Below are 14,078 nucleotides of genomic sequence, written 5' to 3'. Positions count from 1 at the left end.
CGGCCTATGAGCAAACTTTTACATTACCCGCCGAATCCGGCGGAAATACCCGTTACGCTAACCCAACCAACCAGAGGCTATACCACGCAGGTCATTAAAGTGATCGCTGGCCTTTTTGTATTTTTCCTCGTGTACCTGCTGTTGATGCTGGGTACGCTTGCACTCGCCGGAACCTTTATCTGGGGCGGCATCAGCCTGATCCATACAATGAAGGGCCTTGGTGTTTACTCCTTTTTCTTTTACTTTATCGCAGCCATCATTATCTTATGGGGAGGCCTGCTCCTTTTTTTTCTCGTTAAATTTATCTTCACTCCTTATAAAGACGAAGCCCACTACCGGGTACAAATACACGAAGAAGAACATCCCCGCCTCTTTGCCTTTATCCGCCGGCTAACGAAAGACATGCAAACCTCCATGCCCAAAAAGGTGTACATCAACCCGGAGGTAAACGCCGCGGTGTTCTATAATTCCAGTTTCCTGAGCATGTTCTGGCCTGTACGCAAAAACCTGGAAATAGGCCTGGGACTGGTAAATACCGTACACCTCAGCGAATTTAAAATGGTGATAGCCCATGAACTGGGCCATTTCTCCCAGCGCAGCACCAAACTGGGAAGTTATGTATACGCCATCCACAAAAGCATTTACAAAATGCTCTACCAGCGCCATTCCGGAGGAAGCAAACTGCTGGAAAGATGGGCGGATATTGCCCATACCATCAATATCTATAACGTGATCCCGCACGTTACGCTCCTGCTGATGCAATTCATTCAAACAGTACTGGGCATGCTGTACCAGCAGATCCACCGGCTGTACATGGGCCTTTCCCGGGAAATGGAGTTCCATGCAGATGCTGTTTCAGTAGCTGTGGCCGGCAGCCAGCCGGCGGTCAATTCCATCCGCAGGCTAGCTTTGAGCAATCACTGCTACGCCTATTGCAGCAAACACCTATCAGAAGCCGCAGAAAGAGATAGCTGTTTTGAGAACATCTACTCGGCACAAACAGCCCTGCTGCATTATATTTCAAACCATCACCGGCTCCGTATTGTAGAAGGACTGCCGGAAATATCTGATGAGTACCTGGCCCGGACGATCTCCAGCCGCGTACAATATAAAGACCAATGGGCCTCTCATCCTTCCGATGCAGAAAGGGAAGCACGCATCCTGGCGGCCAATGTACAGGTGGAAATAGACACCACCAGCCCCTGGGTATTGTTCAACGATGCATCGGAGCTACAGGAAAGCATCACCCAAAACCTTTATGCGGAACGTTTTCCGGGAAAGCCGCCTGCTAAAAAGCTGGAATCTGCATCCGGTTTTATCAAAGACATTTCCCTGCTGCATACCCGCTACCGTTTCCCGGAGATCTTTGCAGGCTTTTATAAGAACAGGCCCTTCCGCGATATCAAAGGGATCACAGAAGGCATCCCCTTCAAAGGAGAAACCAAAGACCTTTATAATATTACCATCACCACAAAGATCAAACGCTTCTTCCAGAACAAGATCGATCATGCCCTGCTGGTGGCCATCGCAGATAAACATATCGATACCCGGCACTTTGAGTTCGATAACCGGAAGTATGAAAGGAGCGCCGCCCGTACACTGGCCATTTCCCTGGAAAAGGAAATTGAAGAACAAAGCGCCTGGCTGCAGCAATACGAGAAAGACCTTTACCAGTACCATTTGTACATGGCAGAGCAAAAAAGCCGCGAAACCGCTCAAACCTTCAGGGGTTTATATAATAACGTGCTGCTCCATCAGCGCAAAACCCGGGAGATGGAATCCCAGGCCACCATGGTGATCCGCCAGGTGCAGGTCCTGTATAATATGGAAGACCAGCGCCTGCATGCCCTGCTGGACCAGCTGAAGGCTGTTAAAAAAGAAGAAAAGGTACTGAAGCCCCTGCTGGAGAACATGCTGGAAATAGCGGATATCCCGGCAGAACTGGACAATACCTTTGTGGAAGATACCCGCCGCTTCCTGGAAACCAACTATACCTACCTGCAGGAAAACGCTATCCACCAGGAGGAGATCGTACGCCTGTACCGCCTTACCCACCGTGCTGTCAGCAATTACACCGATGTTACTGAACTGCGTAAAAAAGATTACCTTGAATTCACGGCGTCGCTGCTGGCCAGAAACTAAAGAAACAGCCACCAGAGCGGGTTTGATTCTTTTCACTTTTTACTTTTTATTTTTTACTTTACTTTCGATCCCTGGAAAGGAGCGAATCCCATCATGGAAAATTTTATAGTATCCGCCCGTAAATACCGTCCGCAGAACTTCTCTACGGTAGTTGGGCAAGCCCATATAACAACAACACTTAAAAATGCCATCCGCAATAACCAGCTGGCGCATGCCTTCCTGTTTTGCGGACCGCGGGGAGTAGGTAAAACCACCTGTGCCCGGATCCTGGCCAAAACCATCAACTGTGAAAATCTCACCGCTGAAGGGGAAGCCTGCGATACCTGCGACTCCTGCCGCACTTTCAACGAAGGCAGTTCTTTTAATATCCATGAGCTGGATGCCGCCTCCAATAACTCGGTAGACGATATCCGTACCCTGGTGGACCAGGTACGTTTTGCGCCACAGGCCGGCAAGTACAAGATCTATATCATAGATGAGGTACACATGCTCAGCTCATCCGCCTTCAACGCATTCCTGAAAACACTGGAAGAACCACCTTCCTACGCAATATTCATCCTGGCCACCACGGAAAAGCACAAGATCCTGCCTACCATCCTGAGCCGGTGCCAGATCTTCGATTTTAAACGGATCACCATCCAGGACACGGTGAACCACCTGCAGGAAATTGTGCAGAAAGAGCACATGACCGCAGAAGGAGATGCCCTTCACCTCATTGCCCAGAAAACAGACGGTTGTATGAGGGATTCCCTCAGTACGCTGGACAAGATCGTGAGTTTCACAGGCGGGCAGCTGACCTACCAGAATACCCTCGAACACCTCAACATACTCGATTACGATTATTTCTTTAAAGTGATGGAGTGTGTGCTGGTGCAGGATATAGCCGGCGCCCTGCTCATTTTCGATGAGATCCTCCAGAAAGGATTTGAAGGGGATAACTTCCTCGGCGGCTGGGCTGAATTTCTCCGGAACCTGCTGGTGTGTAAGGACGATAAGGTGCTGCACCTCATGGAAGTGAGTACCAATCTGAAAGACCGGTATAAACAAATGAGCGGCCGCATCAGCGCTGCTTATATTGTAACGGCCTTACACCTGCTCAATGAAACAGAGATCGGCTACCGCATGGCGCGGAATAAAAGATTACATGTGGAAATGGCCCTTATCAGGTTATGTTACCTGCAACAGGCAGTGACCCTGGTAAGCAATGATCAGACCGGGGAGGTGGTAAAAAAAAACCTGATTCCTGAAGGAGCACCGCAAAGGCTGAGGGCACCGCTGCCACAGCCAATTTACGGCAAACCCGCTACTACAAAGACTATCACGCCTGAAGCTCCCCGTTTAACAATAGAGGTGGAGAAAGGGGCAACCGGAAATAACACTTCCGGCAGCAATACGGGAACTGCCGCTGCCGCCACTAATACCAGCACAGCTTATACACCGTCAGCACCGTCAGCTTATACACCGCCACCCAACAATACGGCCGCTCCAACTCAAAGAACGGCAGCACCAACACTCCCCAAACCTACTGCCCCCCAGACAAAGCTTACCGGCCTTTCTGCCATGAAAGAAGCCCTGGCAGCCAAACAACAACAGGAGAGCTTAGAAAATACAGCCATCCCTTTGACGGCAGGCGCACTGGTTGTATATTGGGAGGAATTCATAGACCGCTTCCGCCAGGCTAACAAAATGACGGTAGTGAGCAATCTCCAGCTGGCACAGGTGATCCTGATCAACCAGCAGGAAATTGGCATCGTGAGCAGGAACATCGTACAGTTCCGCTTCATGGAAGAAGAAAAGCTGGAAATATCAGAATTCTTCAAAAAGAAGTTCAAAAACAATACTCTCATCCTTACGTTACAGTTGGATGAGAGCCAGCAGCAGAACGAAGACACCGGCCCCGTGGCACTTTCCAGCCGGGAACAGTTTGCCCGGATGATTGAAAAATACCCGCTGGTGAAAGAGTTGAAAGACAGGCTGAACATGGAACTTGATTTTTAAACCGTTATCCCGCAAGGGAAATGAATATTTTTTAAACTCCCTGTGCTTACAGGCTTTGCGTTTCTGCGCAAAAACTTGTAGGTTTGGGCAAAATTTCGAAGAAAGACTATGGCAGAAGTTATCAGAATGCCCCTTTTAAGTGATACGATGACAGAAGGGGTGATTGCGGAATGGCATAAGAAGGTAGGAGATACCGTAAAGTCAGACGATGTGATCGCAGAAGTGGAAACCGATAAGGCTACCATGGAAGTGATGGCTTACGCTGATGGCACATTATTATATATTGGTGTAGAGAAAGGGCAGGCCGCCAAAGTAAATGGCATCATCGCCATTGTAGGCAAACCCGGTGAAGATTACAAACCCCTGCTGGGTGGAGACGCTCCTGCAGCCGCTGCTCCTAAAGCAGATGCTCCCAAGGCAGATGCCGCAGCACCTGCACCTGCTCCCAAAGCAGAAGCAGCACCCGCCGCAGTAGACAACGGAGCCGTAGAAGCCGCATTGAAAAATGCTACCGTGATCCGGATGCCACTGCTCAGCGATACCATGACAGAAGGTAAGATCGTTGCCTGGAACAAAAAAGAAGGCGATACCGTAAAAAGCGACGATGTGCTCGCAGAAGTGGAAACCGATAAGGCTACCATGGAAGTGATCGGCTATGCAGACGGTACCCTGCTGCACATTGGCGTTCCGGAAGGACAAGTGGCCAAAGTGAATGGTATCATCGCTATCGTAGGAAAAAAAGGAACTGATATATCTCCCATCCTGAATGCTGAAAAATCAGGCGGCGCTGCTCCAAAAGCTGCTGCTCCTGCTGAAACCGCTGCCGCAACAACAGCTCCTGCCCAGGCAGAAGCCCCTGCTGCTTCAAACGGCAGTACCGATGGCCGCGTAAAAGCCTCTCCGCTCGCTAAAAAGCTGGCAGAAGATAAAGGGATAGACATCCGCCAGGTAACCGGTTCCGGAGATGGCGGACGGATCATCAAGAAAGATGTGGACAGTTTCGTTCCATCTAAAACGGCCCCTGCCGCAGCGCCTTCCAGCACTGCCGCTGCTGCCCCGGCCCAGGTTGCTGCCTTTGCTCCTGTTGGCCAGGAAAGCCATACAGATACCCCAGTATCACAAATGCGGAAGGCTATTGCCCGCCGCCTCGCAGAAAGCAAGTTCCAGGCCCCGCATTTCTACCTCACCATGGAAATCAACATGGACGAGGCGATGAAGTCCCGCGAAGCCATCAACAAAATATCCCCGGTGAAAGTATCGTTCAACGATATGGTCATCAAAGCCGCTGCCATGGCTTTACGTCAACACCCTGATGTAAACAGCAGCTGGTTAGGCGACACCATCCGCCATAACCACCACATCCACATCGGTTCTGCCGTTGCCGTGGAAGAAGGGCTGATCGTTCCTGTGATCCGCTTCGCTGATCAGAAGAGCTTCTCCCAGATCGCCGCTGAAACTAAAGTACTGAACGATAAGGCTAAGAATAAGAAACTGCAACCCAATGATTACTCCGGCAACACTTTCACCGTGTCCAACCTGGGTATGATGGGTATCGAACATTTCACCGCCATCATCAACCCTCCTGATTCTGCTATCCTTGCGGTAGGTGCTATCAAGGAAACCGTGATCGTGGAAAATGGCCAGTTCAAAGCCACCAATGTAATGAAAGTGACCATGAGCTGTGACCACCGCACCGTTGATGGAGCTGTGGGAGCACGTTTCCTCGTAACCTTCAAAACTTTGATGGAAAATCCTGTTACCATGCTGGTGTAAACCATCATTATAATTTTAAAAGGCTGCCTCTTTTACGGAGGCAGCCTTTTTTTATGCTGTATATGCTTTATCCTGGCTTCTTCCTTGCTTCATTGTTGCTTCATCTCCTTATCTGGAGCAGGTTTGCACAAGGATGAAGCAAGGATAAAGCAAGGATTATACAACTATTAAGAAAATATCAGATAAGATTTGCACAAAAACGCACCATTCCTTGCTTCAAAAGCACACTACATCTCCCAAAAATTCGAAAAATCGCAAAAATTGTCCTCTTATTTCATTAAATTTAAATATTGTCCCCCAATATGAATCGCAATGCAATTTTCAAAGAATGCCATCAATTGGTTTGAGATACCCGTTAGCAATTTCGACAGAGCGAGGAATTTCTACAGCCATATCCTTCACGCTGAAATCACTGAAATGAATTTCGGATCGGATCGCCTTGGCCTTCTCCCTTACGATGCTGAAACCGGCGGAGTAGGTGGTGCCATTGTTCAGGGGCCTGATCATATTCCCAGCCAGCGGGGTTGCCTGGTATATCTCTATTGCGGAAACGACCTGGCAGAAGTGCTGGCCCGCGTTCCTGCTGCCGGCGGATGTATTGAAAAAGAAAAACATCCCGTATCCGAAGAACTAAATCTTGGCTTTATTGCTATTTTCAAAGACTCCGAAGGCAACCGCATCGGCCTTCACTCCCCCTCCTAACATTTCACTAACTTTTGAAAGTTCGGAAACTTACTTTAGATTTGGGATATGAAGTTGTCAGAAGCAAAAGCACAATTCATTCAATCCTGGGGATTATTGGGTGCGCAATGGGGTGTTAACCGTACCATGGCACAGATCCATGCCTTGCTTCTCATTGCACCGGAACCACTCAGTGCCGAAGAGATCATGGAGGGATTGGACATCTCCCGCGGGAATGCGAATATGAATGTGCGTGAATTGATGAACTGGGGCATCGTGGAAAAAGTGCTGGTACCCGGTGAACGTAAAGAATTCTTCATTGCAGAAAAAGATATCTGGAGAGTAGGTACCGCCATTGCACGCGAAAGAAAGAAACGGGAACTCGATCCCGTTCTCAAAGTATTACTACAGTTAAATAAAGTAGAAGGTGATCCTAAAGATAAACACGTGAAAGCCTTCCGTGAAACCATGCAGAACATCCAGAAGTTCGCCCATCAGACAGATGCTGCGCTCAATGCATTTATTAAGTCGGAAGAGAACTGGTTTTATAGCACGCTGTTAAAGGTCATTAAATAACGCCCGCTGCGTAGCAGGTATCATTGCCGGGAAACCTTTACCCCACTTTAGTTCCACGATATAAGTCTTACGTGGCCCGGTACGCTGTTCGTTATAATGCACATGAAAAACATAATACCATTTATTACCAACAAGCAACACATCTCCATGCCCGGAACCATTTTGTCCTGTATTCTTTCTGCTGATGATGGGATTGCCTTCATATCTTTTCCATGGCCCCACCGGTGAGTTACTTACTGCTACACCCACCGCGTAATCAATATTCCTGAAATCATTACAGGAGTAGAACATATAATACTGCTTATCCTTTTTGATCACCGTAGGTCCTTCCATCACCGGCCAGGGAGCATTCGCCGTGTTTTCCCATCCCTCTCCTGCCTGCATACATTTCTTCAGGGTACCAGGAATAAAACCACTCAGGTCTTTATTCAGCTCACCTACAAAAATGCGGTTGCCGCTATCCAGCCGCACATGGTACATATAGATCTTCCCTTCATCGAAAAAAACAAAAGGATCTATCTGTTTTTTGTCCGCCGGAATGGAACGAAGTTCTTTCTGTTTATACGGCCCTGCCGGATGATCACTCTCTGCGATCGCGATCTCTTCGTTAGCCGTATAAGCCATATAGAATTTATTGTGGTGGTGGAACACCTGCGGTGCCCAGAAACCTTTATCCCCAAAGGATGCCCCTTTGGTCAATGCCAAACCGCTATCCGCCCAATGCACAAGGTCTTTCGATACAAATGCATGAAAACCATCATTGGCGTTGGTGCCAAATGCATAATGCGTTCCTTTCCAGGTGAAGATGGTAGGGTCCGCCAACAGCAATGGAATACTGTCCTTCTTCGGAGAACCGGCCAATAATAGCAGCAGTAAGAATTTCATAGCACTAAATATATAAAAGCATTCCGTATTTTTACAGTATGAGTACACCAAAACTGACAGTAGTGATCGGCGCTTCGGAAAATCCACAACGGTATAGCTTCCTGGCTGTTTCGCGCCTCCGCGCAAACGGGCATCCTGTGATCGCTATCGGAAAACGGGCTGGCCGGATTGGTGATACCCCCATCGTTACAGAACATCCGAACGTAACCGGCGTTGATACGGTAACGTTATATCTCAACCCTACTTTGCAGCAGGAATACTACGATTACATCTTCAGCCTGCAACCTAAGCGCATCATCTTCAATCCCGGTACAGAGAATACGGAACTGATCAGGTTAGCTGCAGAACATGGCGTGAAAGCACAGGAAGCCTGCACATTGGTATTGCTCAGCACGGGTCAATACTAATCCACACAATTTCCCCAAACCTCAAAACTTAAAACTGCCTTAATCCTCACTGCAGTTATTTTTCGTATATTCGGTTAATACATAATACATCCTGTTATCCCATATCGGCCCAGGACTCAACAGACAGGCATTCCGGATAGTATTCATTTTCTAAACTCTCAACCCATGAAATGGAGAAGGTTCAATGGCGATCCTATTCATTTACCTATCAAGGAGGAGGTGCGTCAGGCAATTGTCCGGGAGACGGGCAATTCCTACCGCTTAAAGGTATGCATAGGTACCGATTCCCAGGTAAAGGGCGCCGACACGGAATTTGCTACAGTTATTGTATTCCTCCGCGAGGGACACGGTGGCTTTATGTTCATTCACAACGAAAGAACAAAAGATGTCTATTCCATCAAAGAAAGGATGCTGGTAGAAGTAGCGAAAAGTATTGAGATCGCTTATGAGCTCTGCGATCTGTTTACGGAGTATGATGTGGACATGGAAGTACATGCAGACATCAACACCAATCCACAGTTCAAAAGCAACCTGGCGCTCCGCGAAGCAATGGGCTATATCCTGGGTATGGGCTTTGCCTTCAAAGCCAAACCGGAGGCCTTTGCCAGCAGCAGTTGCGCGAATAAGATCGTGAACTGATCACCGCGTAAAAAAGGGCCCCAGCCTTTTACGCCTTACTGTTTTATGCGATTCCCTGGAACCGCGCGTTCATCTCATCTATAAACGCCAGGATATTATCCCGGCCCATTTTTTTGACGGTGGACGTTACATGATGCGCCGGGAGGAACTGCCAGGTTTCCCGCATCTTGTTCAAAAATGCCTTCACATTCCGGCTGGTTTCCAGCTGCGTAGTTTTATCTGCCTTAGTGAATACCAATTGAAAAGGGATCTCCCACTTACCTAACTGATTCACAAAATCAAGGTCCAGCTTCTGCGGCGTATGCCGGCTGTCTATCAACACAAATACATTCACCAGGTTAGGGCGCTTGCGTAAATAATTCTCTATCATCTGCTCCCAGTTCCGGCGCTGGCTCTGCGAAACTTTCGCAAAACCATAACCCGGCAGGTCCACTATATACCAACTCTTATTGATCAGGAAATGGTTGATCAGCTGCGTTTTGCCCGGTGTGCCGGAAGTTTTGGCCAGCTTTTGCTGATTCATCAGCATATTGATCAGGCTGGACTTCCCCACATTCGAACGCCCGATAAATGCATATTCCGGCTTATCCGCCGCCGGACATTTTTCCCAGTCCGGACTACTGATAAGGTATTCTGCTGATTTGATCACCATAATTTTTCCATTTGCGGCCCCTCAACTATAATTCTATTAACTTTGCGCCCTATGGCGAGCAAAGATCTACAGAAAACGGTTCCTTTTGAAGGCTCAAATTTAAGCAAGAAGGAGCAGATAGCCCACATGTTCAATGATATTGCCGGGAGGTACGACTTCATGAACCACTTCATGAGCCTGGGGATCGACGTGGGATGGCGTAAAAAAGCACTGAAACTCCTCGTTCCCCTTCAGCCCAAAATGATCCTGGATGTAGCCACCGGCACCGGAGACGTTGCCATCATGGCACAACGCATGCTCCAACCTGATAAAGTGATCGGCATAGATATCTCTGAAGGCATGCTCGCCTTTGGCCGGGAAAAAGTTGCCAAAGCCGGTTTAAGTGATAAGATCACCCTCCAGGCCGGAGACAGCGAAACAATAAGTTTCCCCGATACAACGTTTGATGCCATAACCGCCGCTTTTGGCGTGCGGAACTTTGAGGACCTGGAAAAAGGACTGGCAGAAATGTACCGGGTTTTAAAGCCGGGGGGCAAAATGGTCATCCTGGAGTTCTCAAACCCTACTAAAACACCTATTAAGCAATTATATAACTTTTATTTTCGTTATATTACACCTACGATCGGGAAATGGATCGCCCGGAATAAAGCAGCTTACTCATATCTGCCCAGTTCTGTGAAAGCATTTCCACAGGGCCAGGTGATGATTGACATTTTACAGAAAATTGGGTTTCAGGCTGTTACATGCAAAACGCTAACATTCGGCATATGTTCCATTTATTGCGCTACCCGATAGCGGGTGCTTTTCTGCTCTTGTTGAGTGCCCTGCCGGCCAAAGCACAACAGAATTTGAATATGGAGGAACATGACCGTAAACCCTATTATTTCGGGATTACGTTAGCCGCCAATCAATCCAACTTCCGGCTCACCCATTCAGACCTGTTCCTGAAACAGGATTCTATTATGGTGGCAGAACCCCTGAAAACGGTTGGCTTCAACCTCGGCCTGCTGGCCAATCTCAGGCTCAATCATCGTTTCGACCTGCGCGTGAACCCCCAGCTCCTTTTCGCCAATAAGAACTTATACTACAAAGAGAACTACCCGCTCCGGGAAACCGAGAAAAAAGTGGAATCCATCGTAGTAAGCTTTCCCATACAACTCAAATTCAAATCAGACCGCATTAATAACATGCGCGTGTACACGATAGCCGGCATAAAAATAGACCAGGACCTGGCCTCCAATAAAGCCACCCGCCGCGCGGAAGACCTCGTAAAGATCAACAAGACCACCTACGGTTTTGAACTCGGCGCAGGATTCGAATTCTACTTCGAAAGCTTCATCTTCACCCCCGAATTCAAGATCAGCAACGGCCTTAACAATGTACACGTGCTGGATAAAAACCTGCGCTATTCCAATGTAATAGATCAGTTGAACTCACGCATGATCGTGTTCTCCATTCATTTGCAGGGCTAATCCGTTTTGGATAACTTTGCCCCATGCAAAATATCATCATCAGAAATATATCAGTTGTCAATGAAGGCAGCACAACGGTTCAGGATGTACTGATCCGCAATGGCCGCATTGAGAAGATAGCGCCGCAGATAAGTGGTGTGGAAGGCAAAGAGATCAACGGAGAAGGAAAACACCTGCTGCCCGGCGTAATAGACGACCAGGTACACTTCCGCGAACCAGGCCTCACCGAAAAGGCTACTATTCAGTCGGAAGCCCGCGCAGCCGTAGCAGGCGGCACCACCAGCTTCATGGAAATGCCCAACACAAAACCCGCCGCCCTCACACAGGAACTACTGGAAGATAAATACAACATTGCCGCCAAAGGATCGCTGGCCAACTACTCTTTTTTCATGGGCGTTGCGAACGACAATGCAGAAGAAGTACTGAAAGCCAATGCAAAGAAAGACAGGGTTTGCGGTATAAAAATATTCATGGGTTCCTCTACCGGCAACATGCTGGTGGATAATTACCTCACCCTGGAAAAGATCTTCTCTGAAACAGAACTGCTCATTGCCACACACTGTGAAGATGAAAAGATCATCCGCGCCAATATGGAGAAATACAAACAGGAAAAAGGAGATCGCCTTTCCGCTGCAGATCATCCCCTGATCCGCAACGAAGAAGCCTGTTTCGAATCCTCTCTGGTTGCCATCCAGTTCGCTCAGAAACATAACTCAAGGCTGCACATCCTGCATATCTCTACAGAAAAGGAACTACAGCTCTTCAGCAATATGCTTCCCCTGGCAGAAAAACGCATCACCGCAGAAGTATGCGTGCACCATCTCTGGTTTACCGCAGATGACTATACGAAATACGGCAACCTCATCAAATGCAACCCTGCCATCAAAGCCCCGCATCACCGCGAAGCACTCTGGCAGGGCATGCTGGATAACAAGCTGGATATCATTGCCACAGACCATGCACCGCATACCTGGGACGAAAAACAGCAAACCTACCTGCAAGCCCCTTCCGGCGTACCCCTGGTGCAACACAGCTTACTCATGATGCTCGAACAGGTGAAAGCCGGCCGCTTCACGATCGAAAAGATGGTGGAAAAGATGAGCCATGCACCCGCCATTTGCTTCCGCATCAAAGAAAGAGGTTACATCCGTGAAGGATATCATGCAGATTGCGTGATCGTTGACCTCAATCAATCCACTACCGTTACAAAAGAGAATATCTACTATAAATGCGGCTGGAGCCCCTTTGAAGGCCATACCTTCCCTGCGGCTGTCACCCATACCATCGTGAGCGGGCACCTTGCTTATGAGAACGGGCAGTTCAATGAGAACCAGCCGGGACAGCGGTTGTTGTTCAATGCATAAGAAAACAACGCCCTCCACAGGCGTTCCTTCGTAGAAATAATATCAGCAGTAAGGCCGCAGCCCTCCATGGTTGCGGCCTTTCATACTTTATGGAAATTTATCATTCCTGCATCTACCTCGTTAACATGTTTCACTGTAAATTCACTAAAAATTCTGCGAATGGAGCTGGATAAAACAACCTACCTCGACCTATCGATCTTTAACCGGGAAGATGAATACTCCCTGTTCCATAAAATGGATTTCACCACCACATCCGGAGGCCGGGAATACCTGCGCACCCTGTTCAGTACACCCCTGAAAGACCTTACTGCCATTCATAACCGCCAGCAGATGTTACAGTTCCTGCTGGACAATGAAACGGCCTGGCCGCCGATGATCAGCAACGGCACCATCGTAGTAGTGGAGAATTACCTGAATGCAGAAATAGAACCTATCTCCAGTTCAGACGGTGTTTCCTTATACCTCAATGCCTTTATTACAAAAACCATTTACGCGCCTGATTTCGGGTTCATCAAATTCTCCTTCGACCAGTTATTGAACCTCATCAACGGCTTCAGAATGCTGGTCAATACTTTCGATGCTGCCGCAGCACCCACCACCCTGCGCCTGATCCTGGAAAGGGCCCGCGTACTCCTCAGCCACAAAGAATTCGACGATATTGTTGCCCTGAGCGACAACGGCAGGTTAAACTACGTGGAGATCCTCCGCCACGACCGCCTGATCCGCCGCAGGCATAAAAAGGTATTGTGGGAACTCACGGAACTCTACACCCGCCTGGATGCTTATCACAGTATGGCCGTAGCTATCCGTAACTTCAATCTCACCTTCCCTAAATTCCTGGAAGAACCCAAGCCGCATATCGAAATAAAAAAGTTATACCACCTCATCCTGCCACAGCCCGTTGCTTATGACGTAGCCATGGACCCGCACCGTCATTTTATTTTCCTGACAGGTGCAAACATGGCCGGCAAAACAACTTTCATCAAAGCAGTAGGTATAGCCGTGTTCCTCGCGCACCTGGGTATGGGCGTTCCCGCAGAGCAGATGCAGCTCACCTTCTTCCACGGCATCCTCAGCAACATTGATGTGAAGGACAATATTTTCAAAGGAGAAAGTTATTTCTTCAATGAAGTGCAACGGATCAAGAACACCATTATCAAGATCAGCGATAAAAAGAACTGGCTCATCCTGATAGACGAAATGTTCAAAGGTACCAATGTGGAAGATGCAAAGAACTGCTCCCTCGCCGTGATCAATGGCCTGTTGCAGAATCACCAATGCTTGTTCATTCTCTCCACACACCTGTATGAGATTGCGGAAGAGCTGCGGACAGAAGACCAGATCATCTTCAAATACTTCCAGTCAGATGTGGTGGACGATGATCTGCGTTTTACCTATGAATTGAAAGATGGTATTGCGAAAGAAAAGATAGGGTATCTGATATTGAAAAGGGAAAAGGTGATTGAGTTGCTGGCGAATATGAAATAGG

Annotated in this window: 13 protein-coding genes; 11 read left to right on the top strand and 2 right to left on the bottom strand. The window is 48.2% G+C overall.

Going from position 1 to position 14,078, the window contains the following annotated elements; genetic code table 11:
- Positions 1–6 precede the first annotated feature (6 nt).
- The 5 genes from BUR42_RS25605 to BUR42_RS25585 all read left to right on the top strand — a co-directional run bounded on the left by BUR42_RS25605 (position 7) and on the right by BUR42_RS25585 (position 7,170).
- Positions 7–2,142, top strand: coding sequence for a M48 family metallopeptidase (locus tag BUR42_RS25605; RefSeq protein ID WP_074242402.1), 2,136 nt, complete (start codon positions 7–9; stop codon positions 2,140–2,142).
- Between the two features lie 93 nt (positions 2,143–2,235).
- On the top strand, positions 2,236–4,140 hold the full coding sequence (locus BUR42_RS25600) for a DNA polymerase III subunit gamma/tau (RefSeq protein ID WP_074242401.1): 1,905 nt from the start codon (positions 2,236–2,238) through the stop codon (positions 4,138–4,140).
- A gap of 108 nt (positions 4,141–4,248) precedes the next feature.
- Positions 4,249–5,913 carry a pyruvate dehydrogenase complex dihydrolipoamide acetyltransferase gene (locus BUR42_RS25595; protein WP_074242400.1) on the top strand — a complete coding sequence of 555 codons (1,665 nt, stop codon included), beginning with the start codon at positions 4,249–4,251 and terminating at the stop codon, positions 5,911–5,913.
- A 312-nt stretch (positions 5,914–6,225) separates the two neighbouring features.
- The gene (locus BUR42_RS25590; protein WP_074242399.1) at positions 6,226–6,615 is read left to right on the top strand and encodes a VOC family protein; all 390 of its coding nucleotides are present in this window, start codon (positions 6,226–6,228) and stop codon (positions 6,613–6,615) included.
- Between the two features lie 48 nt (positions 6,616–6,663).
- Positions 6,664–7,170, top strand: coding sequence for a GbsR/MarR family transcriptional regulator (locus BUR42_RS25585; RefSeq protein ID WP_074242398.1), 507 nt, complete (start codon positions 6,664–6,666; stop codon positions 7,168–7,170).
- Here BUR42_RS25585 and BUR42_RS25580 read toward each other — a convergent pair.
- Entirely contained in the window at positions 7,153–8,055 is a 903-nt protein-coding gene (locus BUR42_RS25580) for a glycoside hydrolase family 43 protein (protein ID WP_074242397.1), read from the bottom strand. The two genes, BUR42_RS25585 and BUR42_RS25580, sit on opposite strands and share 18 nt — an antisense overlap.
- Before the next feature lie 38 nt (positions 8,056–8,093).
- Here BUR42_RS25580 and BUR42_RS25575 point away from each other — a divergent pair, with 38 nt between their 5' ends.
- Both BUR42_RS25575 and BUR42_RS25570 read left to right on the top strand, forming a co-directional pair.
- On the top strand, positions 8,094–8,462 hold the full coding sequence (locus BUR42_RS25575; protein ID WP_074242396.1) for a CoA-binding protein: 369 nt from the start codon (positions 8,094–8,096) through the stop codon (positions 8,460–8,462).
- Between the two features lie 165 nt (positions 8,463–8,627).
- Positions 8,628–9,101 (top strand): ribonuclease H-like YkuK family protein, encoded by a 474-nt coding sequence (locus BUR42_RS25570; protein WP_074242395.1) that lies wholly within the window; start codon positions 8,628–8,630, stop codon positions 9,099–9,101.
- Between the two features lie 43 nt (positions 9,102–9,144).
- On the opposite strand, the gene yihA is transcribed toward BUR42_RS25570, so the two are convergent.
- Positions 9,145–9,753, bottom strand: coding sequence for a ribosome biogenesis GTP-binding protein YihA/YsxC (gene yihA, locus BUR42_RS25565; RefSeq protein ID WP_074242394.1), 609 nt, complete (start codon positions 9,751–9,753; stop codon positions 9,145–9,147).
- Between the two features lie 51 nt (positions 9,754–9,804).
- On the opposite strand from yihA, the gene ubiE reads away from it, so the two are divergent.
- From ubiE to BUR42_RS25545, 4 genes are all read left to right on the top strand, one after another.
- Positions 9,805–10,548 (top strand): bifunctional demethylmenaquinone methyltransferase/2-methoxy-6-polyprenyl-1,4-benzoquinol methylase UbiE, encoded by a 744-nt coding sequence (ubiE, locus tag BUR42_RS25560; protein WP_074242393.1) that lies wholly within the window; start codon positions 9,805–9,807, stop codon positions 10,546–10,548.
- The gene (gene porT / locus BUR42_RS25555; protein WP_074242392.1) at positions 10,521–11,225 is read left to right on the top strand and encodes a type IX secretion/gliding motility protein PorT/SprT; all 705 of its coding nucleotides are present in this window, start codon (positions 10,521–10,523) and stop codon (positions 11,223–11,225) included. Before ubiE ends, porT begins: the two co-directional genes overlap by 28 nt.
- Before the next feature lie 23 nt (positions 11,226–11,248).
- Entirely contained in the window at positions 11,249–12,589 is a 1,341-nt protein-coding gene (locus BUR42_RS25550; RefSeq protein WP_074242391.1) for a dihydroorotase, read from the top strand.
- 159 nt (positions 12,590–12,748) lie between these two features.
- A complete protein-coding gene (locus BUR42_RS25545; protein ID WP_074242390.1) occupies positions 12,749–14,077 on the top strand; it encodes a MutS-related protein in 1,329 nt (442 codons plus the stop codon).
- The last annotated feature ends 1 nt before the right edge of the window (position 14,078 follow it).

Origin of the sequence: Chitinophaga niabensis, from assembly GCF_900129465.1 — a bacterium.
Taxonomy (GTDB): domain Bacteria; phylum Bacteroidota; class Bacteroidia; order Chitinophagales; family Chitinophagaceae; genus Chitinophaga; species Chitinophaga niabensis.
This window is presented reverse-complemented; position numbering and strand designations above follow the sequence as displayed.